Origin of the sequence: Rhodococcus sp. NJ-530 (assembly GCF_003860625.1) — a bacterium.
Classification (GTDB): Bacteria; Actinomycetota; Actinomycetes; order Mycobacteriales; family Mycobacteriaceae; genus Rhodococcus_F; species Rhodococcus_F qingshengii.
The window spans coordinates 374,640-401,361 of record NZ_CP034156.1 but is presented as its reverse complement, the minus strand read 5'-3'; the positions used below and the strand labels follow the sequence as shown (position 1 = coordinate 401,361).

The window sequence follows — 26,722 nt, the reverse complement described above, 5'->3', positions numbered from 1 at the left end:
TCCGGGTGGCTATGAGGTTCGGAGACGCGTCGGGGTGGTAATGGGCTCTTTCTTACTGGTGAGCGGTGTAGCCGTTTCACGGTGACCACCAGATCATACTTTGGTACGCTTAAAGTATGACCACGAAATTTACCATAAGTCTGCCTGACGAGGATGCGCACCTACTCGACGAGTATGTGCGTGATCACGGACTTCGTGGCCGGTCGGCAGGAATTCGAGCCGCACTCCGCCTACTCTCGACGTCCGGACTCGAACGTGACTACGCTGCAGCGTTTGCTGAAGGTGACGTAGATGAAGTGTGGGACGCTGTCACGGCAGACACCGAATGATTCGCCGCGCGCACATTCACTGGGTGGATCTCGATCCGGCGCAGGGCAGTGAAGCGGCGAAACGACGACCGGCGGTGGTGGTGAGCAACGACCGGGCCAACGCTACTGCAGAAAATCTCGGCAGGGGCGTGATCACCGTGGTTCCGTTGACTACCAATACCGCGCACGTGTTTCCGTTTCAGGTGATTGTCGAGTCCGACGAGTCAGGTTTGGCGCGAGCGTCGAAAGCGCAAGCGGAGCAAGTGCGTTCGGTATCGGTTCGGCGTCTGGATCCTGAACCTGTCGGCAAGGTCGGGATGGAGACTTTCGCCGCACTCGAGGACGCGCTGCGGCTGCACCTCGATCTGCAGTAACTTGGTGCTGTTGGGGCCGGGTGATCGCCTCGATCGTCGGGGTGCGGTTGCCGAAGACCCTACGTGGTCTGCTCTGCCCACTCGCTGCTTGCTTCCCTTGCCAGCGCGGCAGTGAGAGTGCGTCCGACGAGCGGCAGGACGACTCGGCTTGCTAGCAATTGGTCTCGATACAGCGAACGAACCGAGGGGCGGAACGCCTAAGGTGTGCTGGTCCATCCGTCTGGGGTGTGAAGTACTCCGTTCACTCGCACTGGAATAGGGGGTCCTCCGGTGTCTCCTACTGTGCGGCGGCATATCTCGTCGAGGATTTGCTTGTTCGACATTTGTTGCAGCGACATCCTGGTCGGGGAGAGAGGGCGGTTCTCTTCTTCGGTCATGTAGCCGGCGGCGATCAGCACGTCTTGTATGGGCGCATCGAACAACACTGCGACCTGCCGAAGAACTTGCGGGGACGGCGATCGCACGATCGTTGCCCAATGACGCAGCAACGACGGATACACCCCTAGCGCCCGGGCAGCCTCCTCGGTGCTCTCGTAACCCCGAGCATCGATCTGATCACGAATCCACACTCCGAATCCTGTCCGCATGGCCTCAATTTTTTCATGGATTCGTGGACTCGATATCGGTGTGGCACTGCTTACTGAATTCTCCCGGGGGGGGCGTGAGTTTTGACGACAGTACTTCTGTCGTGATGGTGCGAAAAGCTCGGTGGCTAGTCGAGTCGTTCCGACACCGACTCAGGATGCTGCTCCTACGCCGATGCCGCGATGGACACTCAGCGGTCATCGCGTCCACGGGTACGGCGCTGGCCTCTGACTCGGTATCGGCTGAATCACCAGGGTTTTCGTTGGTGTGGTTGCCACCTTGAGCGACGGTCATTTCGGATTCGGGTTTCATCGTCCTTGGGTTCGGCACGTACACCGCGTGTCCGGTATCGGGTGCACCACCGCCATACTGCCCGCCTGTCCTGTAATCGCTTCTCTCGGACCTCTGAGTCATCGACGGATTCGCGGATGCACCCCTCATTCAGTGTGCACTCCTGACCTATCACGTCTGTCGTCGGAATAGTGGACGAAGATCCCAAACATTGAGCACTGCAGGAAAACTGGCATTTCGGGTTCGAATCTGGTTAGCATCTTGTTGCTGCGGTGATTCTGAGTGGTCAGTTCGTCCGCGCAGGACCTGCCCTCCGGCTGTCCACTCGCCGGGGGCGGCGGGCTTCTACCTCGTCCCGATTGTCACACGTTCCGAATATGTCGGGTGCGTGGCGACGGTACAGACCCGGCCCTCGTCGGAGAGTGAGGAACTTGGTATGACCGCCAATGGATCATCTGCCAAAGCGCTTCGTGATGTGCGGCGGGCACAGTCGAGACGAAAGCTGGCGGGCATCTCATGTCTTCGGTCTCTTTACTTCGAGCGCCGGTTGTTTCTTCGTCCGTGGTGATGGCTTGGTCTGTTCACGACGTGGTGGAGTGCCAGCCGGCAGGCCGGGCGAGCGTGATCGTGCTAGGTGAGGCGCGGGTGGGAAGAGTCTTTCGGGATGGGAATCGCGGGATCGTGGTGGTCAAACATTCGTCCTGCGTGGCTCGGCTTTTGGTGGACTGGACAATCAGAGGAGCCCTGTCTTTTTGAAGAAGCTAGTGACAGCAGCGCTGTCGGTCATGCTGTAGACGTCGATTGTGAGGCCGGTTTCCATGTTGACGTAACTTCCCGATACTTGTCCGGTGGCGCCGTCACTGATGTTGACTCCTGCTGTGCGGGAGTCGTTTTCGACCAGGGCGTAGTTCCCGTAGTCGTATTCGCCGTATCCGAGAAGTGTCTTTTTCGCTTGTTTCAGGTCGAGGCTGGCTGTGAAGCGATTGCCGTATTCGGAGAAGCTTTCGGCGAGTTGATTGGATTTTTTGATATCGCAGCTGATCACGAGGGCACCGTCGGTGGTGAAGGTGGATTGGCGACAGTTTTCGGAGGCACTGCTCAAAGCTGTGGGGAGGGCCGCTTTGACGGTGTCGGCGTCGGTGACCGGTCCGGCAGTCGTGGTCGTTGAGGATGTGCTGCCAGCGGCGGCTGGATTGTCCACGTTCGAGTTGCCCGGTGACGGGCGCAGAACGATCACGGCTGCCACGATTGCGCCGATGACGACGAGAGCGCCATGATCCTGCCGATTGACTTACCTGGAAACGCGCGGCTTCGAAACATCAGGCACACGCTTCCGGGCGGGGGATGCGCGCGGGCGATGGGCGTTCCCAGCGCCGTTGGACTCGCGCCGCTTTGCACGATCAAGTGACCAACCTGACGGCGCTCGTGGCACTGGAGTTGGTGCAGTGCAGTTGGGAAACCGACGGGCGTTCGACGGTTCGGAGCGTCGGACGATGAGTTGCCGGGGGCCATGTTGTCTTCGTCAAGCGGCAGTCACGGCGAGTAATCGATAGGGTTCATGGTTCTTGAGCATGGCGTAGAGAACATCGCAGCGACTTCCGGCGAGGCAGATGGGCGGCGGTGTGCTTCTTTCCTTCGACTCGTTTTCGGTCGTAGTAGGTGCGACTGGCAGAATCGTGCAGCACGACGAACGCCGAGAGGAACAGGACGCGTTTGCAGTCGCGGGAGACGGGCGTCCCGCCTCCCGTCGAGTGACCAGCCGGTCGACGGGCGCCCACAGGAAACATAACTGCGAAACCCACTACTGCACAAGGATTTCCTGATTTCAGGGTCATGTCAGGCGCGCCGGCCGCGCCAGGGATGTCCGTTGAGTGATTCGATCTGTGCGCGGCGGTCACCTGTTCTGCTTCCGGATGGGGAGCTCGCTGGCTGATGATCGGCGCGCATCGAACCTTGGCACCGATGCTGGAGTCGCTCCGTAAGAGAAGCAGGGTCAGTGCTACAGACTGTGCGTCGTAAGGTTGGTCTCTCACGGCGTGCAGAGCCCGCCGGCGCAGCACTCACATGTGAGCTGGCGGGCACCACCGTTTTCTGGCAGCATTGCCTGAACCGTCTGCATCGACGAGTCGTGGACCACCGTAGAGAATAGATGTGGTGGTCAGTGGCCCGCCGAGGAGAGTGTCGGCTCCCTCGGCGGGCCGGTGGGATTGCGGCGAACCGTGCGGTTCGAACACGCCCGAAGCCGGCCGAGGCGACCGTCCTGCGACCGTGAGAACTGGTTCCCGATCGGTGCCGCTCTCAAACAGTGCCGGATCAGGGGCGGCCCTACTTGGTCGCCAACTCCGGGCACCGGTATGCCACTGCTCTTTCAGCGACACGAGTCATCATCTCCGCACTGACCCCGGTCTCGGTCGCCATCGCGGCGGAGACGGCCCCCAGTGCTCCCGGCCCTTGGGCGTTCTCCATGTCCAGACACACGATGTTCGACATCTGCTGCGCCGCCACGACAGTGACCTGCTCCCCGGTGATGGAGGCGAAATCGGCAGCGAGTTGGGCAGCTTCCTCGGGGCGTTGCTGGATTTGCGCTTGCGCGCCCTCGTTCATCATCTCCCCGAATTCGTCTGTAGGAGCGGGGGCGGAAGAAGATGCGCCGACAGTGGGCACAGCAGATTCTTGCAACTCCGGTGGAGTCTCGTCCTTGTCTGCGCACGCGGTGATTCCAACGGCTATCGCGGCAACGACCAGCAACTTCTTCATGCTGGTCATCTCATCAGAGAAACCCGCGCACGGATACCCGAGCTCTCTTTCTGCACGTGGATTCCCTCGTGTGAGTGGGCGTCGATGGTGGACTCGAGGAGGTCGACGGACCACGGGTTCTCCGGAGCAATGACCGATCCTTGAGAGGTCCATTCCGGTTCTCGCAGTCCGGGTGCTCGAAACCAGCTGTGCTGTTCTCGGAACTGATTTTCTTGGCAGGGTCTTCTCGGCGAGACCCCTTTTCGGTCCTTACCCGGTTGCAGCATGAGGCGACGGTTGCGGTGCTCGCACGAGCGTCAGCACGACGGTAGACAGGGTGCCCCTGCGGCTTGCATCTTCGTTGGCATCGGGCAGCCGCGCCAAGCACAGCTCGCGGTGATGCTGTTGGACCTCGTGACGCTCCCGGGGCGTGATCCAGTCACCTTCGTAGACGAGATCTCCGCAGTATCGGCACCGCGTAGAGAAGTATCCTGTGGCCGGATTCGGTGCGTTGATCTTCGAGATTCTGCACTCCTCTCGCGTAGAAGGGGCCCTGCCTCCGTATCGACGTCGCCGTCGTTCCGCCGGGCCTCCCTGGCAACTGCCGCACGCTTCAGGTGGCTGCAGCGTCCCCGTTTCGCGCAGTGGGGCTGCTCAACCGGAGCGTATCGAACGTCATGCGGATCATCAGGGAAGGGACGGCGCGCGAATCTTTCGAATACGTCCCGGGTAATCCGACGGAACGGCGAGGTCGACCCTAGGTGTACGAGGCACGGACGTTGGTTACGCGATGCTGGCGATAAGCAGCGGGCGGTCGTCCTCCGCGTGTTGAATGCGGTCGGTGATAATTGTAGTGAACGTTCCGACTTATATGTGTGTCACGGCAAGTGACCGGGATTGCAGCCCATAGCGTGTCGTAGTAGGCCGGTGGGAATGACTCGTGAACGTTCTGTCTCCCCCAGGTCGGGGATGGCTCTCGTGTGGTGTGTCGCCCCCTCCGGTCTGCGTTCGCGGTGTGACTCGAGAGAGGCGTGACCCCAAGCTGCTGTGAGAGGTACTTGAAGTCGGATTGTCCACCGCGGATTCCCCATCCATCGAGCGAAAGGGAACCGAACTCCATGATCGTCATCGGTATCGATCCGCACAAGTCCACCCACACCGCGACCGCACTGGACTCCGCCACCAACACCGACCTCGGCTCGATCCGCATCGACGCCTCGGTCATCGAATACAAGCGATTGATCGTCTGGGCCAAAGCCTGGCCGGACCGACGCTGGGCGATCGAGAACACCGACGGCCTCGGACACCACCTCGCCTTGTGGCTGCTTGCCCTCGGTGAGGTCGTGCACGATATTCCCACTACCGCCACCGCCCGAGTGCGTGAACTTTCACGTGGTGGACGACGCAAGAACGACCGCATCGACGCTGCGGCCGCAGCCAGCGTCGCAGCCCTGCACGGCGACGCCAGGCAGGTCTATCCGGAGACCGTCAACGATGCACTTGCTTTGCTCGACGAACGCCGAGTCAATTTGTCGTCCAGTCGAACTCGCACCGTCAATCAACTCCACGCCTTATTGCGTGAGCTGATGGCCGGCGGTGCGCCAACGTCGTTGACACCCAAAAAAGCTGCTGCCACGATCCGGAGATTTCGGGCCAGAACCGCACCGGACGAGATCCGACTCGAACTGGCCAAGGAGTTGATCACGGACTTCGCCCGGTTCGACGAACAGCTCGCGTCGAACAGTCGCAAGATCACGCGACTGCTCGACGCGCACGGCACACGCCTGCGCAAGATCGACGGAGTCGGTCCGGTTCTTGCTGCCCGCATTCTAGGCCGCAGCGGCCGAGCCAGCCGATTCCCCACCGCCGCCGCGTATGCCAGCTACACCGGAACTGCACCCGTCCAGATCGCCAGCGCCGACGCCTCTCATCACCGATTGTCGAGATTCGGCGATCGGCAACTGAACTCCGCCATCCACACGATCGCCATGATCCAGATCCGGATGCCGTCGAGCGCCGGTCGGGCGTTCTACGACAAGAAAATCGCCGAAGGAAAATCACCCCGATCAGCTGCCCGCGCACTTAAACGCCACCTCGCTACACACCTGTGGCGGGTCATGCTCGCAGATGAAAAACGGAGCATTCGAGCCGTATCGAGAGAATCCCTCACTGCCGCTTGACAAATAGAGAGGCGCCACACCTCAACGGCAGTACGTCGTTGCTCCTCGCTGGTGTACTCACGGGAGTACAGCAGCTCTTCGGCGAGGATGCGGTTGTAGCGTTCCACTTTCCCGTTGTGTTTCGGTGTGTACGGCTTGATGCGGTAGTGCCGCGCCTCTCGCAATGAAGCAGTGAAATCGGCTGCCCGATAGCATGATCCGTTGTCGGTGATCACGCGCTCGATCCGGTTGATGCCATGCGCCGCGAAGAAGACGCGGGCGTTGTTCATGAAATCGACGGCTGTTGCTGCGGTTTCGTTGTCGCGGGCCTCGGTGTACGCCAGGCGCGTATTGCCGTCGATCGCGGAATCAGATCCCCGCGAGCATCCTCACGGGCACGGACCAGATCTCGGGCTGCCTCTTGTTCTACCGAAGGGACCGTGACCTCGACGATCTCGTCCAGTCGGAGCAACCGCGCCAGATGCAGCGCGTCGCGAGCATCGGTCTTGACGCGGTCACCAGCAGGTCTCTGCAATTTCGACGGCGCAACCACCACGCACTCCACACCCGCTTGATTCAGAGCTCGGTACAGGCCGAATCCGGTCGGTCCGGCCTCGTAGACGGCTTTCACCGGACCCGGCAACGAACGCAACCAGGCGAGGATCTCACCGGAGTCCGGACATAATCGTTGTTTCCATACTTCACCGGTTTGACCGTCGATCGCACATGCCACTACAGACAGTGCGTGCACGTCCAATCCGACACTCGTACGCTGATACATCACCGGGGCCTCCTGCAAATGTAGGCACTACCGATCCAGGCTTCGCCTACTCGGCAACCCACGGCAACTTGCAAGCGAGTCCCCGGCCCGAAACGGGCCGACCCTCATACCGTCTAGCACGTCCAGGACTGTGCCGTCTTGGTCGACGGCATGCCACAGGTAGTGCTGAACTCCGTTGATCCGGACGAAAACTTCGTCGAGGAACCACTTGTCGCCGGGGCGAGCACGGCGGCGACGCAGCCGATTCGCGTTGGCCTGCCCGAACTTGTCACACCATCGCCGGATCGTCTCGTAGGAGACCACGACACCACGTTCGAGCATGAGTTCCTCCACGTCGCAAAAGCTCAGAGTGAACCGAAAATCGTGAACCGAAAATACAGCCACACACAATGGTCGATGATCTCGCTGGGGTAGCGGTGACGCTTGTACGACGGCGCGGCGGTGGTGGTCACGATCGAAATCGTGCCAGCTGGCCCTCGATAGCTCGTCAACGTGACAATGCCTCGGGCCCACTCCCACCGGGCACAGATGTGATCAGACGGGCCTGCTTAGCAGCGCTGGAATACTTGACGCCGCCGATCTTGCAGGAGTGATCGTGGTGGAAGAATGAGGGGATGCGCCCGAACAGGTAACCCGACGGTTATCTGCATGGGCTGGAGTTCCTGGGCGGGGTGTACCCCGATGATTCGAGGGTGATCGCCGAGCGCGGGATCGTGGCCGCGCTCGATGATGATGATGATGATGATGATGCGTTCGTGCTCTTGCTTCGCTTGGTCGGACCAGATGCCCGGCGTTCGCGGATGAACTGTGGCAGTTGATCAGTGGTTTTCTGAACAGTCGCCGCGTCGAGGAGTTGTCCGGTAGCTCGGAGAATGCCGGGTTGGCGGATCTCAACACAGAGAGGTCCGAGATACCGCCCACCTCCTACTCGACCGAGGATCCAAGGTGAGAGTGCCTGACGGCTACCATCGTGCCAAATAATTCAGGAAGAACGTGCCACATAATTCCGAGACTCACACGGTGGTGCTCGTTAATTTTCATGATGCGTTTGACTTGCGTGAAAGCCCAAACAGTGGCGTTCGGTACGCCCGAGGCGTACCCGACCGGCCGTTGCATAATCAGACGGACCGATACTGAGCCGCAACCGGACGCGTAGCTTTCCCGTTCGAGATGAACCTACGACCACCTGATGCTGACGTGCAGCGGCATATCGATCGGAGGCCTGTAATCCGCCGATTCTGTCGTCATCACTACCTTTCCCACGGCACTGTCACGTTGTTGAACGCGGCAAACTGGGAGAATGTGGCGTGAGCACCGCAATGCTGTCGTACAAGGGCCACCGCTACCCGGTCGAGATCATCAATCACTGTGTGTGGTTGTACTTTCGGTTCCCGCTCAGCTTCCGTGAAGTCGAGGAGATGATGCTCGAACGCGGTGTCGTGGTGAGTTACGAGACGATCCGCCGGTGGTGCGCCAAGTTTGGGCAGGCCTACGCCAACCAGCTGTGCCGACGGCGGTCCAGGCCCGGCGACAAGTGGCATCTCGACGAGGTCTTCATCAAAATCAACGGCACACTGCATTACTTGTGGCGGGCGGTCGACCAGCACGGGAACGTGCTCGATGTGCTGGTCCAGTCGCGCCGAAACGGCAACGCCGCCAAGCGATTCTTCCGTAAGCTGCTCAAGGGCTTGCAGTATGTGCCGCGGGTGATCGTTACCGACAAGCTGACCAGCTACAGCGTCGCTCACCGCGAGATGCTGGCCTCGGTCGAGCATCGCCGATCCAAGTATTTGAACAATCGGGCCGAGAACTCGCATCAACCCACCAGACAGCGGGAACATGCGATGAAACGGTTCGCATCGGCCCGGCACGCGCAACGTTTCCTGTCCGCGTTTAGTTCGATCTCACCGCATTTCCAGCCCGGTCGGTATCGACTGACCGCGCCCGAATGGCGTGCCGAGATGGCCGACCGTTTCGCGGTCTGGCAGGAAGTCACCGCGGCCGGTGTCGCCGCCTGAAAGTGAACTGCCCCAGCAGTGCCCTGTAACAGAATTCCCCAAACATCCTTCGCCGCTTCACTTTTCGATTAACGTGACAGTGCCTCAACACACGCACCCGGGCTGCGAGTTCGTCGGCTGTACCGGTGAACATGGTGGGCTGCGGTCCCTGTTGTGGCGATGCTGTCGCCGCGGATCTGCCTCTGCGGCTACGAGCCGAGCACCAGAGCCGAAGACGCCCACCAATGTCGACGGCCATCGTAAGCTCCCCACTGGCGGCCATTTATGGCGCATTTTGTGGCCATGGTTTCTCCCCGCGTACGGCCAGATAGTTCCCCACCTGCTGTGAGTCAGATTCGGTCCCGGCAACGCTGGGTGGATGAAATCGAGCAGGGAGATCATGGAAATTTTGGAGGCGTACGACCTCACGGGTAGTTATCGGGCGGCGGCGGAGCTGGCTGGGTGTGATCACCACACGGTGGCCCGGTATGTGCAGATGCGCGCTGCGGGGCAGCCGCCGGACCGCCGGCGGCATCGAGCGCGGGCGATCGACGACTTTCTGCCGAAGATCGAGGAGTTGGTGGTCCGCTCGCAGGGCAAGGTCCGCGCGGATGTCATCCACGAACGGATCGTCGCGCTGGGGTTCACCGGCGGTGAGCGGACCACGCGCCGGACGGTCGCGGAGGCGAAGGCCCAGTTTCGGGCTGGTCGGCGGCGAGTGTATCGGCCGTGGGTAACCGAACCTGGGCTGTGGTTACAGTACGACTTCGGTGACGGGCCAACGATTTCCGGCCGGAAGACGACGTTGTTCTGCGCATGGTTGGCGTGGTCGCGATTTCGGGTGGTGATCCCGATCTGGGACAAGACATTGCCGACGGTGGCGGCGTGTTTGGATGCGACATTCCGCCGCTTGGGCGGGGTTCCGGTCTATGTCCTCACCGACAACGAGAAGACCGCGACGATCGATCACGTGGCCGGGATCGCGGTCCGCAATCCGGAGATCGTGGAGGTGGCACGGCATTACGGCACGACGCTGCGGACGTGTTTACCTGCTGATCCGGAGTCGAAGGGAGGAAGTGAGGCGACGGTGCGGATCGCCAAAGCCGACCTGTTGCCGAAGGAGGTGAACCTGCGCGAGCAGTATCACTCTTTCGGTGAGCTCGAGTCGGCTTGCCGGCAGTTCTGCACCGACGTCAACACCCGCGTCCACAGCTCTACTCGGCGGCGGCCGGTCGAGCGGCTGGCCGAAGAGTTGCAGCGGCTGCATCCGCTGCCGAAATCTCCGTTCACCGCGGTGTTCGGCACTACCCGGCGGGTGAACTGGGAGTCGACGATCTCGGTGGAAGGGGTGCGGTATTCGGTGCCGCACACGTTGATCGACACTCGGGTCTGGGCCCGCTTCCATGGTGAGGAGCTGATCGTGACCGCCGTCGACAATGATGGCGGTGCAGTCGAAGTCGCGCGGCACCGCCGCGGCCAACCCGGTTCACCGGTCCTCGACAACGACCACTACCCACCCCGCCCAGACCGCGACGCCGCCGACCGGGTGCCCAAGCCTCGTACCGCCGCCGAGCTCGCCTTCCTACAGTTGGGCCAGGGTGCCAACAGCTGGCTGGTCGAGGCTGCCGCCGCGGGAGCGCGCCGCATCAGGGCGAAGATGGCCGAGGCCGTGGACCTTTCGAAGCTGCACTCCCCGGACGCAGTCGACAGAGCGTTGGGGACGGCGGCGATGACCGGCCGGTTCGCCGATCGGGACCTGATCTCGATCCTCGACTACCAAGTCACCCACGAACACGCTGATCCGGTCCGTCGCAGCGAGAACCACACTCTGCAACCGGGCACCGCCGCCTGGTCCACCTTCGGCCAGACACCAGCGCCGGCCAGCCCAGCCACTACTGACGATGAAAGCGATGACGCCTGATGAGCACCCCTTTGCGCACTGTTACCAGCGCTAACGGCGACCCGTTGGCCGAGGCGATCGACCTGACTAAACGCCTGAAACTGCCCCATATCCGCAGGTCCTTGAGCGATATCATCCCGACCGCGAAAGCCCAACGCTGGGACCCCGCCGAAGTCGTGCGGGTTCTCCTCGCTGAGGAAGCCGCCGGCCGGGACCGGGCGAACCTGCACACTCGCCGCAAACGCGCGGGTTTCCCTACCGGCAAGACCTTCGGCGACTGGGACGAAACGAAATCGTCGATTCCCCGCGCCACCCAGGACGCGCTCCGCACCCTGGAGTGGGTCGGGCGGCGTGAATGTTTCTGCGTCTGTGGGCCTTCGGGAACTGGCAAGTCTCACTTCACCGAGGCACTCGGGCAGGCCGCAGTCGAAGCTGGGCTGGCGGTGTCTTGGTTCACCATCGAAGACCTCGGTGCCCTGGTCCGCCGGCACCGTGCCGACGACTCCATCGCCCGAGCCCTGACGAGGATCATCCGCTCCGACCTGATCATCGTCGACGACATCGGTCTGCTCCCGGTCTCTGAAGACGCCGCCGAAGGATTCTATCGCCTCGTCGACGCTGCCTACGAACGCCGAGCGATTGCCGTCTCAAGCAACCTGCACCCCTCCGGCTTCGACGAGATCATGCCCAAAACATTGGCCACCGCCACCGTTGACCGGCTCCTGCACCATGCGCACGTCGTCGTCACCGACGGCGACTCCTTCCGCCTCACCGAAGCCACCACCGGCAAGGGGGTGAAGCCCTTCAGCTAACCCAAATCAGAAAGCGGGTGGGGAAAAACAACTGGCCGCCACCGGGGAGAACCCGTGGCCACCAGCGGGGAGAACTACTGGCCGCCTACGGGGAGAACTTCGTGGCCATTGACACACCAACGCGCGGACCTTCTTGGTTCGGTCATCGCCCGATCTCATTGCGACCAGTGCGAACCGCCGCCGGCCTTCGATGTCGCGTGCGCGGTGTGCGGCGACGGGCCGAATCCTCGCCGGCGATCTCGCCCAGGCCGCCCACAGTGGTGATGGTTTTCCGGACCCGGTGCGCCGGTGGCTCACAGCGAGCGGATGGACCGTACCGTCTGAGTTGCGGTGCCCGGATCACGCCTGAGGGTTGACGTCGTTGTCGTTGTCGCAGCGACTCGTCAGTCCTGTACTCCACGCCGAAGGCGTCGGAGAAGGGTGCACATCGGTTATTGCCCGGGTAATAACGTTGGTCTGCCCACCTGCACCAAGATGGTCGGTTCGTCCGCGTCCCCCGGCCGTGCGGCGCGTCGTATCTTCACGCGAGCCGGTCCTCACGACTGGTTCCATCGACCAGGCCGAGCCGCGGCATCGTCGCCGACCGCGCATCTTTCGATGCCGAGAGTCAACCCACTTATTTCGGCAACCTCGGTGACCGAGAACGTCTACACCGGATCTTCGTGAGTCAAGGCACGATAACCGGTGGCACCGGCTCGGTCCACTGCTGCCTTGACCAGGCCGAAGAATGCCCCTTGAATGACTGCGGCAATCAATACTTCTCGGACACTACGGTGGAGATCTTTTGGGTTCGGTGCGGCCGCGTCGTTGTCGTCGACGCGCTTCCAAATCTGTTTGAACACCACGCCGGCGGCGATACCGCCGAGCACGCTCGTCGCCAGGGAGAGCGGTTTGTAGATTGCTTTCACGACCGCGCTCATCGATCACTCCTTCTGTGAGACCGCTTGCGGCGGAAGATGATCAACGCGACGAGGGCGATGCCGAGCGAGACTGCGGTGAGGATTTGCGGGTTTTCTTTGGCAAAGGCTTTCGCTTCGTGCAGCTGTGCATTCGCACTGTCCTGCACCCGCGCGGGTACATCCGCTTTGGCGGCGAGCGCGGCGACGGTGTCCGCGAGATCGGCGCGCTGTTCTTCCACGCTCCGCTCCGGGTCAGTCGACGCGGTCGCCCCAGGTGGAATGCTCTCGGACGGGTTGTCATGACTGTCGGTCATCGGATGCCCTTCTTGATGGTGGAGATGTCTTCGCTGACGCTGGCCGCGGTGTCCTGCGGAACTGGTGGTAGTGCCTTCTTGGATCGGGTTGCGCCCACCGCGGCCACCGCTCCGCCGATCATCAGAACAGTAACGCCGACGATCAGCGCTGCGAGCCAGGGGGCAACGACGGTGGCGAGTCCGAGTACTGCTGCGGCGATCAGAGTTGCGAGTCCGAACAACGCCAAGACGGCTCCCGCTCCGGAGATGCCGATCCCGATCCCGAGTCGGGTGCCTTTGTTTTTGACTTCGTCCAGTCCGGCGGCGATTTCAGTGCGCACCAGTGTCGACACTTGCTCGGTGAGTCGCTCGACGAGTTGAACGGTCGACAAGTCCGCCGCTTGGGGGGAGCTCGGCGTAGGGGTGCGCTCAGCGTGGTCGCGTGTGGGATCACTCATCGGTGTTCCTCCCGGTTTCGGTGGGTACGGGTCGGCAGAACTAGCAGCCCTGGACTTTTCGCTACCGTGGTCGGAGATGTGCGCCTGACGCAACTCTCGCCCACGTTCGACCTCGTCGGCGTCTTTCTGGGCGTTCTTGTCCGAGACGCGAGTGTCTCTGGGCGGGAGTTGGAGTTGTTCTTCGGCGGCGATCCCGGCTTGAAGTTGTCGTCCGCGTTCGAGTTCGGAATCGAGTTCTGCGCCGAACAGCAGTGCAAGGTTGGTGATCCACAACCACAGCAGGAACACGATCGCGCCGGCGAGGGAGCCGTAGGTCTTGTTGTAGCTGCTGAAGTTGGCGACGTAAAACCCGAAACCGACCGATGCGAGGATCCACACCACAATGGCCAGGGCGGCGCCGCCGCTGATCCACCGAAACTTCGGTTGCTGGATGTTCGGAGTGGCGTAATACAGAATCGCAACGGCGAGAACGACGAACACCAGCACCACCGGCCAGCGAGCGATATTCCAGACAGTCAAGGCGGTGTCTCCCGCCCCGATCACATCGCCGATCGCTCGTGCAACGGGCCCACTGATCGCCAACATCGCTGCAGCGCAACCGATCAACGTCAACGCGACGATAGTCACCAGCAGCATCACCGGCCGAAGTTTCCACACTGGACGGCCTTCGTCGACCTCGTACATGCGGTTCATCGCACGCCCGAACGCTCCGACATACCCGGAAGCGGACCATAGCGCGCCCGCGATACCGGCGATGAGGGCGAACCCAGCCGCCGGGGCTTGCACGAGCTGCTGAATCGGTCCCCTCAGGGTATCCACTGCCGAGGATGGACCGAGGTCGCCGACAATTTGCAAAACCGCATCCACGGTCGACTGACCTTGGCCGAATACTCCGAGAAGGGAAACCACTGCCAGGATCGCCGGAAACAGCGACAGCACAGCGTAATACGTCAACGCAGCCGCGAGGTCAGTGCACTGATCACGCGAGAACTGGCGAGCGGTCGAGCGCAGTACGTAGAGCCACGACGATTTCGTCAGCTCGGTCGGCGACTGCGGTTTGCGAGGGTCGTCCGGGTCCGCCTCGACCGGAGCGGTGTCAGCGCCGGTCATCTCTGATCAGTTCCTCTCGCTCGAACTTGTTCGTAGTAGTTGCGCAAAACCTGTTCGTCATCAGGAGTTAGAGCATCGACATGTCCCCGCTCCGGTGCAGCGCTGACCTGGGCGCCGGTGAACGGCACTCGCAGGCTTTGCCCGTCACGATAAGCACCAGTCAGGGGAACCAAGGCATACCCAGCGTCATCGAAGTCCGCAGTCACCCAATGCGGTGACGCTGTGATCGGATCGAGAAGCAACGACCCGATCACACCGATAACATCGCCGTCAACTCTGATTACCTGCCCTCCGCGCAGCAGTCGAGCGTCCTCCACCGTAATCGTCGAACTGTCACTGTTTTGCATCATCAATCGTGTCTGTTCGGGAAACAGTGCGGGTTCACTTGCGGACACGACGGGCCAGAGTGGAACCGAGCCCGGTGAGAATTTGTGCGGGGCGTTGCTGCTCGCCCTGCTGCGCTCCCAGAACGACGATGGCCCCGGTCAGAGCCGGCAGAGCCCACTGCACATACTGCAGTTGCCGCTGAGCGGCGGTGACCTCGTCGGGGGTCGAGGGCGCCGGTTCGGTAGCACCCTCGACGTATTCGCCGTCTGCTGTGGCGATCTTGGCTCCGAGGACACCGCTGTATGCGGTCGCCGCAAGGGCAGCGCCCGTGACAACGATCTTGGTGATCGTGTTCGCTTTGACCCCGCCCTGGTGTTGCGCTCGGTCCCTGTTCGCATACAGCAGTGCCCCGCCGCCGACGAGGTGAGCACCGATAGCGGCCGCGTTGACCGGAGCCCATTTCGCCCATCCCAACGAGGCGACCCGTGCGCGGTCCTGGGGGTCACGAACCGCATCGGCGGCGCCGTTAAGACCGACTGCCCCCATCAGCGAGCCGCCGAACCATGCTGCTGCTCCGAGGTCGTGCAGACTGCGAATGACGGTATTACGTGATGGCATAAGTTCCTCCTGGACTGGGATGGACGGTGGCGTCGGGGGATGTCGCCGACTTCGAAGCCGCTCGATGTCGCGAGGTGAGTTGCGGCAGCGAACTGTGGTCTCTCACGTAGTGAGCGTGCCTAGAACGAAGCGGAAAGCTGCCGCGGTGCCGAGCGTAATTGCCAAGCCTGTGGCGACGTTGGTAAGCAGCCACCCCACCGTGAGCCCCAGGACAACAGCTGCCATGACCACCAACGCGACATCGATGAAAGGCCCACGGGATGCCTCGAAGCATCGAAGCGATACGCCGCCCGACGTCCGCTGCACCCCAGCTCGCGCCGGTGAAGCTGATCTCGCTGTGCCGAGTTGGTGAGATGGCGATCGTCATTATCGGGCTCCCGACTCTGTGAGTGCTTTCTTCGTACCTACGTCAACAACACTCTAAAATCTATACCATCGGATACAGATTATGAACAGCTGCCGAGCTGTCCACCGATTGAAAGGGGCTGCGTCATTGGTTGTTGCGTAGTTTCCTGATCTGCGGAGATTTCGTTCTCCGTCAACGGCCGAGGGCTCCCTTCTTTCTCATCCGTGTTGAGCATATAACCGCCGGGTACACGTTCGGGCTTCCATCTATGCGGGCCCAGAGGTGTGGAGGTCTTCTGAAGATCGCGGGCATTGAAGCAGAGTGGAAGGGGCAGAAGCTGGCAGAACCCGCCTTTGGTGTCTAAGGATTGGACGTCTATGCGCGCCGATATGGAGGGGCAAGTTGTGGAGTGGTTCGTATCGATATGGGATGAGGGATCCGGTTTTCTTCGCTATCGCGGCGGCTCCGGGTCCGATCGTGGGTGGGTGATCGAGCAGGTGGTTGCGGCGGGTTGCGCCGTCGCGTTCGGTGGTGATGGTTCGATGACCGGCCTTGTGGGAAACGCGGTTATTGCCGGCATGCCGATGGATTCGATCGCCTTCGGCGACTCGGCAATCAGCGATGATGATCTCGTCCGGTTGATCAGCGCCCGTTTCGATCGCGCGTGGGGCTGTATATCGCCTACCTGAGTTCCCCGCGCTCCCGACGTCTCTACCGGGCTTTATTCCGCGAATGAAGAAAATATGTATCGTGGAGGTCAGATTAAATTTTTGTGCGTATGCAGTTAGGGAGTTGTGGCGATGACGAACAAGCGTTCACAGCAAGGGGTCTATGGGATTTCGGGGATGTCGGAGCTTTCTGGAGTGGGCCCTCAAACGCTACGACTGTACGAGCGGCGCGGTCTTTTGGCCCCCACTCGCACTGCAGGGGGGACGCGCCGGTACAGCGACGTGGATCTGAACACGTTGGACCGAATCACCGCACTGATCGACGAGGGGGTCAACGTGGTGGGGGTTCGGTTGATTCTCTCCCTCGAAGCCCAGAATGCACTGCTTGAGGCGCGTCTCGGTCAGTTCAGTGGGGCGGGACCGCTTCAGCGTGAGCGCCGTCTTCGCCGAGAGTGACGAGGCCGAGCCCCTCGCCGGTAGGAGAGACGATTGCTCCTTCGGAGCGACTGATGTCGCCGAAGTCTGCGTCCGCGAGGATCTTGTTGCCGTCCGCTTCGAGTTGTTCGAGAGCAGAATCGAAGGCGTCGATGAGCCAGACTTGGGTGGCTGCGGTGAGTAGTTCGTCCAGTGTGTCGTCGGCGTTGGTTTGAAAAATTCGCACCAGCCAGGAGCCTTCGATCTCGGGGTCATCCGAGAGTCCGTGCGGGGTGTTGGTGGCGACGACGTAGCGGTTGTATTCCAGCTCGACGCGGATGGCGTACATCCCGGCGAGGTTGACGACGTTCACCGGACGTTGGGTTACGGCAGCCAATGCGGTCAATGCGTCGCTGTAGGTTTGCGAGTACTTCACTGTCAGGGGCATGGTCTTGGTCGGCCTATCTGTTCGGGGCCGATGCTGCTTGCATGGCTCAAGGCAGGCCTGGCGCCGCTGTCGACTCAGGACTGTTCCTGATCTTATCTCGGATTGGCAACGACGACTGCTCTCGCGGGCATTGCCGTGATCGTTCTTCAGCACCACATCGCTTGGCCGTCTGTTTGAATGTGGCCTGCACGGGTAGTTGATGTCATAGACCGCAGCGCTGGGGACAGTGTCCGCTGTTCTCGAAGTATGTGGTTCAGCCAGAAGATAGATACAGGACTGGGCTGCCCGACCGCTCGACGAGGTATACGCTGCGATTTTCGTCGATGCGATCGTCGTCAAAGTCCGCCGGCGGTCAGGTCGCAAACCGGCCGATCTATGCCGCGATCGGCGTTAGCCTCGACGGACACCGCGACGTGCTCGGATTGTGGGCCGGCCCGGCGGTGAGGGCGCCAATTTCTTCGATGAGCGTGCTGACAGACATCCGACATCGCGGCACCCGGGACGTATTCTTCCTGGTCTGCGACGGGCTCAAAGGCCTACCGGACGAAGCATCACAACACGAGTCACAGTCGACCCAGGTTCGGCCAACTCCCACACCAGTCGCTCCGGAGCGCGAACTTGCTGACCTCGACACCACCAAGTTCCATACCCACTGGAGCCCCGAGGTCGACCACCAACTCATGAACAGCCGCACCATCCCACAACACAGCAGCAGACCAGAAGGACCGAGACTGTGAGCATCATCGGATACGCCCGCGTCTCCACCCTCGAACAAAACCCCGAGCTGCAGCAGCACGCACTCCGCCAAGCCGGCGCGATCCGCATCTTCACCGACTACGAATCCGGCTCGACAACGCAGCGCCCCCAGCTCACCGAATGCCTGAACTACCTACGCGATCACGACGGTGATATCCTTGTCGTCTGGAAACTTGATCGCCTCGGACGATCCGTCCGCCACGTCATCGACACAGTCCACAACCTCGGCGAACGTGGTATCGAATTCCGTTCCCTCACCGAAGGATTCGACACAACCACCGCAGGCGGCGAATTCTTATTCCACATCATGGCAGCCCTCGCCCAAATGGAACGCCGCATGATCGTCGAACGCACCCACGCCGGCCTCGAAGCCGCTCGACGCCAAGGTCGACACGGCGGCCGGCCCACCGTCATGACCCCCGAACGCACCGAACTCGCCCGCACGATGCGTGAACAGGGCAAAAGCCTCGACACGATAGCTTCGACACTCCGTGTCGGCAGATCCTCCGTCAGTCGTGCCCTCGCACCCGAGAAGGCCGGCGGGCAGCAGTAATCCTCACACGAACCAAGCACGAGCCGAACCGTCAAAACCGACGCGGTACCGCCCTGTGTCCGCAGCCTTTCCCTCCATTCGAGCCAACCCATCGGCAGGGTCCCGATGCGCCGCCGTTCCTTTGGCCGTGGGATCGGCGGCGAGAGCGCTCAAATACAACAGAATTGGCTCGGAAACCCCCGTGGGTCAACACATAATCATCAGCCATGTCTTCTGCCCGCCGTGGTGCGGAAGAGTTCCACGACCACCACGTATACCCCAACAGCGCAGCCGCAGCGAGAAGTGTACAGCACACCAGGACTGCGAGGCCTGCGTCCGATTTCCACGCGATGCGTTCGTCCGGGTGCTGTTCGGTGATGGTGGCGTCGAATTCTCGTGTTTGTCCGGCTATTTCGAGGATCCACTGTGTGTGCACATCGTCGGTTTGTCGAATTTCCCGTACTCCGGACATGAAGTGCAGGTCGGGACGGTCCGTGTTCAGATGATGAGGTTCGAAGCGTTTCGTTTTCAGACTCGCAATTGGGGTCAGGTTTCTGGCCACCTGTCGTATGCGGGCCATGATTCGCCCGAGCCGGTCGTTGTTGACCCGTCCGGCGGCCTCGTTGAGCTGTAGAGCGGATATGTGCAGTGCGTTGTCAATCGAGGCGTTCTCGGTGTTCGTTGGGTGTCATGCCGGTGGTGTCGCGGAACGCTCGGTAGAAGGTGCGGGGGTCGGAGAATCCTGTTTGTCGAGCGATGAGGGAGACGGGCCGGGAAGGGTATTTTCGTAGTAGGTGCTGGGCGGACTGGATGCGCGCTGCGCGGAGATATCCCATGACTGTGTGGTCGGTTCCCTGGAACAGGCGGTAGAGGCTGCGGCGGGAGAGTCGCATCGCGGTGGCGATGCGTTCGGCGTCGAGGTCGGGGTCTGCAAGGTGGGCATGGATGTAGGCCAGAACCTGATCTCGTCGTAGGAAGGCGGGTATTTCGGCGGCAGAGCGAACCGGTGTGACGAGACTCAGTAGTGATGTGGCCAGTGAAGAGGCGTGAGTCTCGAGCTGTGCGGCGCCGTGGGGATCGCTGTCTTGGTGTTGGGCCAGTTGGGTGAAAAAGGCTGCGACGGCGGACATCGCTCCTGCACAGCTCATGGTCGTGGCCAGGATGTCTGTGGTCCGGTCGATGCCGGCGAGCGCGAAGGCTCGATCGGCGGGCACCTTGACGATGACCTGTTCGTAGGGTGCATCGGCGCGGAAAGCGAAGGGCAGGGAACTGTCGTAGATGACCATGGATCCTGGCGGGACTACTGCAGTGTGTCCGGCCTGTTCGATGACGCAACTTCCGCGCGTCTGGAATGTGGCGAACAGATACTCGTCCTGTTCCCGCCCTTGGGCGATTCGGCTGCGATTGCGGTGTGTCTGCTCGGCGGTGGCTCGTTTCGTGGACAGAGTGAAGTTCGTGTATCGGCCGAGACGGACATCGCCGTAGAAGTCGGGGTCGGCGGGGTCGGTGCTGACGTCGACGTAGGCATGGCGCCGGGCCTCTCGCCAGTAGTCGATGACACCGTCGTCCGGCGCCCGCGAGGTCGACAACGTTTCGAAGTGTGGCAATGAGGGCTCGTCTGCATCAGCCATGGCCGGATCACCTGCCTTTCGGATACCACTGAGTTTACTGAGCCGCGCGGGGAAAGTCCTGCGGGTCGGGGAGAGAGCGAGCCGGCCCTGTGTCCGCCAGTCGGGGGCGATCACAGGGCCGGAAATCTACGCGTGCTGCAAAACGCTCAGGCCGTGAGCATTCCGTGCTGTATTGTGCTGAGACCGTGAGCTTTCCGTGCTGGATCGTGCTCAGGCTGGAATCATTCCGTGTGGGTCGATGATGAACTTGCTCGATGACCCCTGATCGAAGGTCTCGTAGGCGGCGGGTGCTTCGTCGAGGCCGATGACCTTGGTGTTGAGCATTGCGCTCAGATACGGCATGCGGTCCCACAGGATCGACATCATCAACTCGCGGTTGTAATGCATGATCGGTGCCTGCCCCGCGGACAGGCGCGGTGACTTGATCCAGGCCTTGCCGAATTCGAGCGGGAAGATGCCTTCCTGTTCGGCCTTTGTCGGTGCCAGAGGGTCGGGGCCGTAGACGCCGATGACGCCGGTGGCGCCGCCGGCACGGGTGGCTTCGAGGACGTCGTTGATGGCACCTGCCGGCTGAGGCTGATTGGACTCCGAGCCGATGCCGTGTGCTTCGGAGCCGACATAGTCGACGCCACAATCGACTTCGCGCTCACCGAGGATGGCCTCGATCTGGTCGGGCAAGGGGATGTCCTGGCTCAGGTCGATGGTCTCGCAGCCGTTGTTCTTGACCAGGTCGAGTCGGTCCTGATAGTAGTCGCCGACGATGATGCAGGATGCGCCGAGAAGGCGTGCTGCTGCTGCGCCGCAGCGTCCGACCGGCCCGGCGCCGGCGATGTACACCGTTGAACCTGGTTTGGCCCCTGCCTCGATGAGTCCGTGAAAGGCGGTGGGAAGGATGTCCGAGAGCAGGGCAAGATCGAGGATCTTGTCCATGGCCTGGTCCTTGTCCGGGAAACGGAGGAGTTGGAAGTCCGCGTACGGGACGAACAGGTATTCGGCTTGTCCGCCCACCCAGTCGCCGAGATTGAAACCGTATGCGCCGCAGGAGACTGCAGGATTGACGGTTTCACAGACATCTGTGCGGCGAGCTTTACAGTTGCGGCATCGTCCACAGGCGACGTTGAAGGGGACCGAGACGAGATCGCCTTCTTTGAGGAACTCCACGTCGGAGCCGACCTCGATGATCTCTCCGGTCATCTCGTGGCCCATGACCATACCCTGGGGGACGGGGAAGGACCCTCGGTAAATGTGCAGGTCGCTGCCGCAAATGTTGGTAGCGACGATTTTCAGGATGACGCCGTGGGGCGCTTTTCGTCCGTTCGGCATCTCCAGCTTGGGGAAGTCGAGTTTCTCGACCTTCATGGTGCCGGGGCTCTCGAACACCACTGCGCGGTTGCTGTCTGCCATGCTGTCGCTCCTAACCTGGGGGATCCCTGCACGCTGCGATTCGGGACCCGGTTGTGGTGGCGTGGCCACCGGGGGACCTTTCGAACGTATGCGCACGTGGCGATACGTGTCAGTGACCTTGCGTGTCAACTGAGTGACGATGTGTGCCAGGAGTGCTGTGGGGTCTGCCGCAAGGCTCCCTTCCTTCGTTATGGTCACCGGCATGACAAACCGTTCCGAACATCTCGCCGAGGCCGATGATCGCTGGAGGCAGGGTGTCGTGGTGCGGGGAGCTCGGCAGAACAATCTTGCCGACGTCGATCTCGATGTTCCTCGAGACCGTCTGGTGGTGTTCACCGGTGTGTCCGGCTCGGGGAAATCCTCGCTGGCGTTCGGGACACTGTTCGCGGAATCGCAGCGGCGCTATCTGGAGTCGGTGGCACCGTATGCCCGTCGGCTGATCGACCAGGTCGGTGTACCCGATGTCGACGTCGTCGAGGGACTGCCACCGGCGGTTGCACTGCAGCAGCACCGAGGCATCGGTAATGCTCGATCGAATGTCGCCAGCGTGACGACATTGGGCAGTCTCGTGCGGATGCTCTATTCCCGTGCCGGGTCTTACCCAGATGACCAACCGATGCTCTACGCGGAGGACTTCTCGCCGAACACCGTGCAGGGCGCATGTCCGACCTGCCATGGCATTGGGCGCGTCTACGAGGTCGATGTCGACAAGATGGTCCCCGATCCCACACTCAGCATCCGGGAGCGCGCGATCGCTTCGTGGCCGCCGGGCTGGCCGGGTGGCAACCTTCGCGACATCCTGGTGTCACTGGGATACGACGTCGACTCTCCGTGGAAGAAGCTGCCGAAGAAACATCGCGACTGGATCCTGTTCACCGAGGACCGCCCCACCGTTCCTGTGTACTCGGGATTTACCCCGGCACAGACTCGGCGAGCGATCAAAGCCGGAACCGAACCCAGTTACGAGGGCAATTTCGTCGGCGCCCGGCGGTTCGTGCTCGATACCTTCGCGAACACCAAGAGCTCGATCGTCAAGAAGCGGGTCTCTGAGTTCGTCACCAGCGAGGTATGCCCGATGTGCCAGGGCAAGCGGGTCAAGGCGGAGGCGCTCTCGGTCACCTTCGAGGGCCTGGATATCGCCGAGTTCGCGTCCTTGCCCCTGGCACGACTGGCAGAGATCGCGCGCACTGTTGTGTCCAGCGACTGGCTACCCGAGGCGGCAGGAGAAGCTCTCGACGAAACCCGACGAGCCGAGGCCACGCGACGACGTGTCGCATCGGGAGGATCGGCGCACACCGCCGCTCCCGACGTGCGACGCACCCCGAACGTGTCAGCGGAAAAACAGGTGGCGGCGCGGCGCCTGCTCGACGACCTCCTCGAAAGAATCCAACCCATCATCGACCTCGGGCTGGGATATCTGTCACTGGACCGGACGACGCCCACACTCTCCGGCGGAGAGCTGCAACGACTGCGCCTGGCGACGCAGCTGTCCTCGAAGCTGTTCGGCGTCGCCTACATCCTCGACGAACCTTCGGCGGGACTGCACCCCGGCGACTTGACGGCGCTGCTGAGAATTCTGCACGGACTTCGTGAGCGAGGAAACAGCGTCCTCGTCGTCGAGCACTCCCTACCCGTCATCCGAGAAGCGGACTGGCTGGTCGATATCGGTCCCGGTGCCGGCGAGAACGGTGGACGCGTGCTCTACAGTGGAACACCCGCCGGGCTGGCCGACGTACCGGACTCGGTCACCGCACGCTATCTCTTCGACACGTCGGAGCAGGTGCGCCGCCAGCGGCGTACCCCCCGCGGGTGGCTTCGCGTCGAAGGCGTCGAGCGCAACAGTCTCCGCGACCTCACCGTGTCTTTCCCTCTCGGGGTCTTGACCGCGGTCACCGGAGTCTCCGGTTCGGGGAAATCGAGCCTCGTCAGCCAGGCTCTACCAGCGTTGATCAACGCTGAACTGGGCCGGCCCGCCGCGCCCGATGCCAACGTCGAACCGCGCGACGACACCGATCTGCTGCTCACCGGAGATCAGGGCGCGGTCCGCGGCCGCATCGAGGGCACCTTGGGAGGGCTCCGTCGGGTGGTCGCCATCGATCAGCGCCCTATCGGGCGCACACCCCGATCCAATGTTGCAACCTACACCGGCATGTTCGACCACATCCGCAAGCTGTTCGCCGCAACACCTGCGGCCAAGAAACGGAACTACAAACCGGGGCGGTTCTCCTTCAATGTCGCCGGTGGCCGCTGTCCGACCTGCGAAGGTGAAGGCTTCGTGATGGTCGAGCTGCTTTTCCTGCCCAGCGTCTACAGTCCGTGCCCGGACTGCAACGGCACTCGTTACACGCAGAGCACACTCGAAATCACCTGGCGGGACCGCAACATCGCCGACGTTCTCGCGATGAGCATCGACGAAGCCCACGCCTTCTTCACCAGTGAGAACGACGTTCTTCGCTCGCTCACCGTCCTACGCGAGGTCGGGTTGGGTTACCTGCGACTCGGACAACCCGCCACCGAGCTGTCCGGCGGCGAAGCCCAGCGTGTCAAGCTGGCATCCGAACTCCAGCGCGCGCAACGCGGCGACACCCTCTACATCCTCGACGAGCCCACTGCTGGGCTCCACCCGTCCGACAGCGACAGACTGCTCGCTCACGCGCAGGGGCTCGTCGACGCCGACAACACCGTTGTCATGGTCGAACTCGACATGCGCGTCGTCGCCCAGGCCGACCACGTCATCGACCTCGGACCGGGAGCGGGCGCCGACGGCGGACGTATCGTCGCCACCGGTTCCCCCGAGCAGGTAGCTGCCACTGCCGACAGTGCGACTGCCCCCTATCTACGAGCGGCGCTGGAAAACACAGGCGCCGGCACCACACAACACTGACCTGACCGCGCACCACCGCCTGGACTGAACGGCGATAAGGATCAACTAGCGATGGCACGACAGGCACTGAAACCCCAAGGCCTGCGTAATCAGCTCTCCAACTCTCTCCGGCCTCTCTCCGGCGTGAGTCCGGCTCCGCGGTGCTGCTGCTGGTGGTAACCGTGACCGCCCTGCTGTGGGCAAATTCGCCGGCTTCGGACGCGTACTTCGACCTCTGGCATCAAGGCGCCGGATTCGAACTCGGCCCGGTGGCGTTGCACATGAGCCTTCACCATTGGATCAACGACGGGTTGACGGTCGTCTTCTTCTTTCTGATCGGGCTCGAGGTACGCCAAGAGTTCGCCCACGGGTCATTACGTGATCGAACCCGCACTCGTATCGCCGTGATCGCCGGAGTCGCGGGGGTGTGTCTACCCGCCGTCATCTACGCCGTGATCGTCGGCAGCGGAGACAGCCTGCAGGGTTGGGGGGTGGTCGTCGGCACCGATACCGCCTTCATGCTCGGGGCCTTGGCGCTCCTCGGGCCCGCACGATCAGGCCAACTGCGAGTGTTTCTCCTTACCGTCACGGTGGTCGACGACTTCCTCGCGGTGTCCATCATCGGATTCGTATACAGCGAAAACATTCGCCTGATTCCACTGCTCGTTTCCCTGGCATGCCTGACAGCATTGTGGCTACTCGGGCGGGCGCGACAGTGGCGAGCCGCGCCATACATTCTCGTGGTGATCGTGCTGTGGTTCAGCACGATCGAGTCGGGTGTTCATCCCTCGCTTGCCGGAATGGTCGCCGGCCTTCTGATTCCCGCGTACCCGACACAGCGGCACAAGGTGGAGGCGGCTCGAGAACTGTTTCGTGACTTCTGGCAGTCTCCGAGCGCCGCATCAGGTCGTGCAGTATCACGTGGACTGGCCAAAGGCACAGCCGTCAACGAGCGGATACACGAATACCTCCGGGTACCCACCGCGCTGATCGTGGTACCGATCTTCGCTCTCGCCAACGCCGGCGTCGACCTGCGTGGCGGACTGCTCGTCGAAGCGTTCAGTGCCCGTGTGACCTGGGGAGTTGTGCTTGGCCTGGTTCTCGGCAAGCTCCTCGGCATCGGAGCAGCCACATACATCGCTATCCGACTCGGAGCGGGCCGATTACCGCAGGGGGTCGGCATGGGCAGTGTGATGGGCGGATCTGCGCTATCGGGGATGGGATTCACCGTATCGCTGCTGATCATAGGTTTGGCTTTCGGCACATCTCCCGAACTGGCCGGGCAGGCGACCGTCGGCGTGCTCGTCGCCATGGTGCTGGCTGCAGTACTGGGTGCGGTGATCTTCCGCGTGGCAGCGACCAAGCTGGGTGAGGCCGAAGCCGATCTCCCCATCGTGCTGGAACCTCCCGTAGATCCCGAGATCGACCACATTCGTGGACCCGAAGACGCCCAGCTGACCCTTGTAGAGTTCGTCGACTTCGAATGTGGATTCTGCGCACATGCCACCGGAGGATGGGACGACCTGCACGTCCACTTCGGCGACGATCTGCGCTACGTGGTCCGTCACCTACCGCTGGTGGACATCCATCCACACGCACTGGTTGCCGCACATGCAGCAGAGGCCGCCGCACGGCAGCACATGTTCTGGGAATGGCTGGACTTCGTGTTCACCCGCCAGAACGCGCTCGCGCGAACCGATCTCATCGGCTATGCAGCCGAGATAGGACTCGACGTCGACCAGTTCGTCGCGGACCTCGACAGCGACGCGGTCGCCGAGCGCGTACAACGTGACATTTCCAGCGCCCAGTCCAGTGGTGCCCGAGAAACACCGACCTTTTTCGTCGAAGGCTGCCGAATAATCGGAAGCTATGACGCGCGCACCCTCACCAAAGAACTCGAGCACAGCCGCCGAGGCGCTCGCACGTCCCTGCAGTAAACGCCGCAGACTCCGCCGCCCGGAACGTCCTGTACTGATACCAACCCACAACCATTGCTGACCGCAGGAAAACAG

22 protein-coding genes and 8 pseudogenes are annotated in these 26,722 nt (G+C 62.0%); 13 read left to right on the top strand and 17 right to left on the bottom strand.

Features of this window, described 5'->3' with window-relative positions:
- The first annotated feature begins 116 nt into the window (after window positions 1-116).
- Both EHW12_RS33685 and EHW12_RS33680 read left to right on the top strand, forming a co-directional pair.
- Window positions 117-329 (top strand): ribbon-helix-helix domain-containing protein, encoded by a 213-nt coding sequence (locus EHW12_RS33685; RefSeq protein WP_003943374.1) that lies wholly within the window; start codon window positions 117-119, stop codon window positions 327-329.
- Complete coding sequence (locus EHW12_RS33680; RefSeq protein WP_003943396.1) at window positions 326-682, top strand: type II toxin-antitoxin system PemK/MazF family toxin; 357 nt, start codon at window positions 326-328, stop codon at window positions 680-682. The genes EHW12_RS33685 and EHW12_RS33680 overlap by 4 nt, the downstream gene beginning before the upstream one ends.
- Window positions 683-879: 197 nt before the next feature.
- Here EHW12_RS33680 and EHW12_RS33675 read toward each other — a convergent pair whose 3' ends face one another.
- The 5 genes and pseudogenes from EHW12_RS33675 to EHW12_RS35710 all read right to left on the bottom strand — a co-directional run.
- On the bottom strand, window positions 880-1,269 hold the full coding sequence (locus EHW12_RS33675) for a helix-turn-helix transcriptional regulator (RefSeq protein WP_007728194.1): 390 nt from the start codon (window positions 1,267-1,269) through the stop codon (window positions 880-882).
- A 1,022-nt stretch (window positions 1,270-2,291) separates the two neighbouring features.
- Window positions 2,292-2,804: a hypothetical protein gene (locus tag EHW12_RS33670; RefSeq protein WP_064442835.1), complete on the bottom strand. Its 513-nt coding sequence runs from the start codon at window positions 2,802-2,804 to the stop codon at window positions 2,292-2,294.
- 276 nt (window positions 2,805-3,080) lie between these two features.
- A pseudogene (locus tag EHW12_RS35715) lies at window positions 3,081-3,285 on the bottom strand (IS110 family transposase); the annotation flags it as partial.
- A gap of 598 nt (window positions 3,286-3,883) precedes the next feature.
- Window positions 3,884-4,324, bottom strand: coding sequence for a hypothetical protein (locus tag EHW12_RS33660; RefSeq protein WP_024488231.1), 441 nt, complete (start codon window positions 4,322-4,324; stop codon window positions 3,884-3,886).
- 727 nt (window positions 4,325-5,051) lie between these two features.
- Window positions 5,052-5,156 (bottom strand): annotated as a pseudogene (locus EHW12_RS35710) (IS481 family transposase); the annotation flags it as partial.
- Between the two features lie 256 nt (window positions 5,157-5,412).
- On the opposite strand from EHW12_RS35710, the gene EHW12_RS33655 reads away from it, so the two are divergent.
- Window positions 5,413-6,474: an IS110 family transposase gene (locus EHW12_RS33655; protein ID WP_064444782.1), complete on the top strand. Its 1,062-nt coding sequence runs from the start codon at window positions 5,413-5,415 to the stop codon at window positions 6,472-6,474.
- A gap of 14 nt (window positions 6,475-6,488) precedes the next feature.
- Here the strand turns inward: EHW12_RS33655 and EHW12_RS33650 are convergent.
- The 3 pseudogenes from EHW12_RS33650 to EHW12_RS33640 form a co-directional block, all read right to left on the bottom strand.
- Window positions 6,489-6,821, bottom strand: a pseudogene (locus EHW12_RS33650) (integrase core domain-containing protein); the annotation flags it as partial.
- Window positions 6,821-7,234: pseudogene (locus EHW12_RS33645) on the bottom strand (transposase); the annotation flags it as partial. The pseudogenes EHW12_RS33645 and EHW12_RS33650, both read right to left, overlap by 1 nt.
- Before the next feature lie 114 nt (window positions 7,235-7,348).
- A pseudogene (locus EHW12_RS33640) lies at window positions 7,349-7,686 on the bottom strand (DDE-type integrase/transposase/recombinase); the annotation flags it as partial.
- Between the two features lie 867 nt (window positions 7,687-8,553).
- On the opposite strand from EHW12_RS33640, the gene EHW12_RS33635 reads away from it, so the two are divergent.
- From EHW12_RS33635 to istB, 3 genes are all read left to right on the top strand, one after another.
- Window positions 8,554-9,252, top strand: coding sequence for an IS6 family transposase (locus EHW12_RS33635; protein WP_125053503.1), 699 nt, complete (start codon window positions 8,554-8,556; stop codon window positions 9,250-9,252).
- A gap of 358 nt (window positions 9,253-9,610) precedes the next feature.
- Window positions 9,611-11,152, top strand: coding sequence for an IS21-like element IS1415 family transposase (gene istA, locus EHW12_RS33630; RefSeq protein ID WP_030538069.1), 1,542 nt, complete (start codon window positions 9,611-9,613; stop codon window positions 11,150-11,152).
- Window positions 11,152-11,943 (top strand): IS21-like element IS1415 family helper ATPase IstB, encoded by a 792-nt coding sequence (gene istB / locus EHW12_RS33625; RefSeq protein ID WP_003944771.1) that lies wholly within the window; start codon window positions 11,152-11,154, stop codon window positions 11,941-11,943. Before istA ends, istB begins: the two co-directional genes overlap by 1 nt.
- Before the next feature lie 647 nt (window positions 11,944-12,590).
- Here the strand turns inward: istB and EHW12_RS33615 are convergent.
- The 5 genes from EHW12_RS33615 to EHW12_RS36005 all read right to left on the bottom strand — a co-directional run bounded on the left by EHW12_RS33615 (window position 12,591) and on the right by EHW12_RS36005 (window position 15,873).
- Window positions 12,591-12,863 (bottom strand): DUF4235 domain-containing protein, encoded by a 273-nt coding sequence (locus EHW12_RS33615; RefSeq protein ID WP_003943358.1) that lies wholly within the window; start codon window positions 12,861-12,863, stop codon window positions 12,591-12,593.
- The gene (locus EHW12_RS33610; RefSeq protein ID WP_003943397.1) at window positions 12,860-13,081 is read right to left on the bottom strand and encodes a DUF3618 domain-containing protein; all 222 of its coding nucleotides are present in this window, start codon (window positions 13,079-13,081) and stop codon (window positions 12,860-12,862) included. The genes EHW12_RS33615 and EHW12_RS33610 overlap by 4 nt, the downstream gene beginning before the upstream one ends.
- 71 nt (window positions 13,082-13,152) lie before the next feature.
- Window positions 13,153-14,703, bottom strand: a complete 1,551-nt coding sequence (locus tag EHW12_RS33605) for a YhjD/YihY/BrkB family envelope integrity protein (protein ID WP_125053501.1) — start codon at window positions 14,701-14,703, stop codon at window positions 13,153-13,155.
- Window positions 14,704-15,084: 381 nt separating this feature from the next.
- Complete coding sequence (locus EHW12_RS33595; RefSeq protein WP_003943350.1) at window positions 15,085-15,648, bottom strand: hypothetical protein; 564 nt, start codon at window positions 15,646-15,648, stop codon at window positions 15,085-15,087.
- Window positions 15,649-15,750: 102 nt separating this feature from the next.
- Window positions 15,751-15,873: a hypothetical protein gene (locus EHW12_RS36005; protein ID WP_277426222.1), complete on the bottom strand. Its 123-nt coding sequence runs from the start codon at window positions 15,871-15,873 to the stop codon at window positions 15,751-15,753.
- 35 nt (window positions 15,874-15,908) lie between these two features.
- On the opposite strand from EHW12_RS36005, the gene EHW12_RS36000 reads away from it, so the two are divergent.
- The 3 genes from EHW12_RS36000 to EHW12_RS33585 all read left to right on the top strand — a co-directional run bounded on the left by EHW12_RS36000 (window position 15,909) and on the right by EHW12_RS33585 (window position 17,118).
- The gene (locus EHW12_RS36000) at window positions 15,909-16,037 is read left to right on the top strand and encodes a hypothetical protein (RefSeq protein ID WP_277426221.1); all 129 of its coding nucleotides are present in this window, start codon (window positions 15,909-15,911) and stop codon (window positions 16,035-16,037) included.
- Between the two features lie 334 nt (window positions 16,038-16,371).
- Complete coding sequence (locus tag EHW12_RS33590) at window positions 16,372-16,683, top strand: hypothetical protein (protein WP_125053497.1); 312 nt, start codon at window positions 16,372-16,374, stop codon at window positions 16,681-16,683.
- Between the two features lie 111 nt (window positions 16,684-16,794).
- On the top strand, window positions 16,795-17,118 hold the full coding sequence (locus EHW12_RS33585) for a MerR family transcriptional regulator (RefSeq protein WP_073513721.1): 324 nt from the start codon (window positions 16,795-16,797) through the stop codon (window positions 17,116-17,118).
- Here the strand turns inward: EHW12_RS33585 and EHW12_RS33580 are convergent.
- A complete protein-coding gene (locus EHW12_RS33580) occupies window positions 17,069-17,512 on the bottom strand; it encodes a hypothetical protein (protein ID WP_241199241.1) in 444 nt (147 codons plus the stop codon). The two genes, EHW12_RS33585 and EHW12_RS33580, sit on opposite strands and share 50 nt — an antisense overlap.
- Before the next feature lie 298 nt (window positions 17,513-17,810).
- On the opposite strand from EHW12_RS33580, the pseudogene EHW12_RS33575 reads away from it, so the two are divergent.
- Window positions 17,811-18,069, top strand: a pseudogene (locus EHW12_RS33575) (transposase); the annotation flags it as partial.
- Between the two features lie 188 nt (window positions 18,070-18,257).
- The gene (locus tag EHW12_RS33570; RefSeq protein ID WP_125053493.1) at window positions 18,258-18,833 is read left to right on the top strand and encodes a recombinase family protein; all 576 of its coding nucleotides are present in this window, start codon (window positions 18,258-18,260) and stop codon (window positions 18,831-18,833) included.
- 307 nt (window positions 18,834-19,140) lie between these two features.
- Here EHW12_RS33570 and EHW12_RS35705 read toward each other — a convergent pair.
- The 3 genes and pseudogenes from EHW12_RS35705 to EHW12_RS33555 all read right to left on the bottom strand — a co-directional run.
- Window positions 19,141-19,284 (bottom strand): annotated as a pseudogene (locus EHW12_RS35705) (cyclase); the annotation flags it as partial.
- A gap of 184 nt (window positions 19,285-19,468) precedes the next feature.
- Window positions 19,469-20,443, bottom strand: coding sequence for a helix-turn-helix domain-containing protein (locus tag EHW12_RS33560; protein WP_003943380.1), 975 nt, complete (start codon window positions 20,441-20,443; stop codon window positions 19,469-19,471).
- Window positions 20,444-20,653: 210 nt separating this feature from the next.
- Window positions 20,654-21,847: an alcohol dehydrogenase catalytic domain-containing protein gene (locus EHW12_RS33555; protein ID WP_003943355.1), complete on the bottom strand. Its 1,194-nt coding sequence runs from the start codon at window positions 21,845-21,847 to the stop codon at window positions 20,654-20,656.
- A 202-nt stretch (window positions 21,848-22,049) separates the two neighbouring features.
- Between EHW12_RS33555 and EHW12_RS33550 the strand changes: the two genes are divergently transcribed.
- Together EHW12_RS33550 and nhaA are read left to right on the top strand one after the other, a co-directional pair.
- Window positions 22,050-24,731 carry an excinuclease ABC subunit UvrA gene (locus EHW12_RS33550; RefSeq protein WP_051649789.1) on the top strand — a complete coding sequence of 894 codons (2,682 nt, stop codon included), beginning with the start codon at window positions 22,050-22,052 and terminating at the stop codon, window positions 24,729-24,731.
- A gap of 125 nt (window positions 24,732-24,856) precedes the next feature.
- Window positions 24,857-26,647: pseudogene (gene nhaA / locus EHW12_RS33545) on the top strand (Na+/H+ antiporter NhaA); the annotation flags it as partial.
- Window positions 26,648-26,722: the final 75 nt, after the last annotated feature.

What these genes read in the sequence shown, in the direction of transcription:
- EHW12_RS33550 (WP_051649789.1), top strand. Translation starts at nt 22,050, where the DNA reads ATGACAAACCGTTCCGAACATCTCGCCGAGGCCGATGATCGCTGGAGG.
- EHW12_RS33560 (WP_003943380.1), bottom strand. Translation starts at nt 20,443, where the DNA reads ATGGCTGATGCAGACGAGCCCTCATTGCCACACTTCGAAACGTTGTCG.
- EHW12_RS36005 (WP_277426222.1), bottom strand. Translation starts at nt 15,873, where the DNA reads ATGGCAGCTGTTGTCCTGGGGCTCACGGTGGGGTGGCTGCTTACCAAC.
- EHW12_RS33595 (WP_003943350.1), bottom strand. Translation starts at nt 15,648, where the DNA reads ATGCCATCACGTAATACCGTCATTCGCAGTCTGCACGACCTCGGAGCA.
- EHW12_RS33615 (WP_003943358.1), bottom strand. Translation starts at nt 12,863, where the DNA reads ATGAGCGCGGTCGTGAAAGCAATCTACAAACCGCTCTCCCTGGCGACG.
- EHW12_RS33655 (WP_064444782.1), top strand. Translation starts at nt 5,413, where the DNA reads ATGATCGTCATCGGTATCGATCCGCACAAGTCCACCCACACCGCGACC.
- EHW12_RS33685 (WP_003943374.1), top strand. Translation starts at nt 117, where the DNA reads ATGACCACGAAATTTACCATAAGTCTGCCTGACGAGGATGCGCACCTA.
- EHW12_RS33675 (WP_007728194.1), bottom strand. Translation starts at nt 1,269, where the DNA reads ATGCGGACAGGATTCGGAGTGTGGATTCGTGATCAGATCGATGCTCGG.
- EHW12_RS33605 (WP_125053501.1), bottom strand. Translation starts at nt 14,703, where the DNA reads ATGACCGGCGCTGACACCGCTCCGGTCGAGGCGGACCCGGACGACCCT.
- EHW12_RS33680 (WP_003943396.1), top strand. Translation starts at nt 326, where the DNA reads ATGATTCGCCGCGCGCACATTCACTGGGTGGATCTCGATCCGGCGCAG.
- EHW12_RS33590 (WP_125053497.1), top strand. Translation starts at nt 16,372, where the DNA reads ATGCGCGCCGATATGGAGGGGCAAGTTGTGGAGTGGTTCGTATCGATA.
- istB (WP_003944771.1), top strand. Translation starts at nt 11,152, where the DNA reads ATGAGCACCCCTTTGCGCACTGTTACCAGCGCTAACGGCGACCCGTTG.
- EHW12_RS33585 (WP_073513721.1), top strand. Translation starts at nt 16,795, where the DNA reads ATGACGAACAAGCGTTCACAGCAAGGGGTCTATGGGATTTCGGGGATG.
- EHW12_RS33660 (WP_024488231.1), bottom strand. Translation starts at nt 4,324, where the DNA reads ATGACCAGCATGAAGAAGTTGCTGGTCGTTGCCGCGATAGCCGTTGGA.
- EHW12_RS36000 (WP_277426221.1), top strand. Translation starts at nt 15,909, where the DNA reads ATGCCTCGAAGCATCGAAGCGATACGCCGCCCGACGTCCGCTGCACCC.
- EHW12_RS33555 (WP_003943355.1), bottom strand. Translation starts at nt 21,847, where the DNA reads ATGGCAGACAGCAACCGCGCAGTGGTGTTCGAGAGCCCCGGCACCATG.
- EHW12_RS33635 (WP_125053503.1), top strand. Translation starts at nt 8,554, where the DNA reads ATGCTGTCGTACAAGGGCCACCGCTACCCGGTCGAGATCATCAATCAC.
- istA (WP_030538069.1), top strand. Translation starts at nt 9,611, where the DNA reads ATGAAATCGAGCAGGGAGATCATGGAAATTTTGGAGGCGTACGACCTC.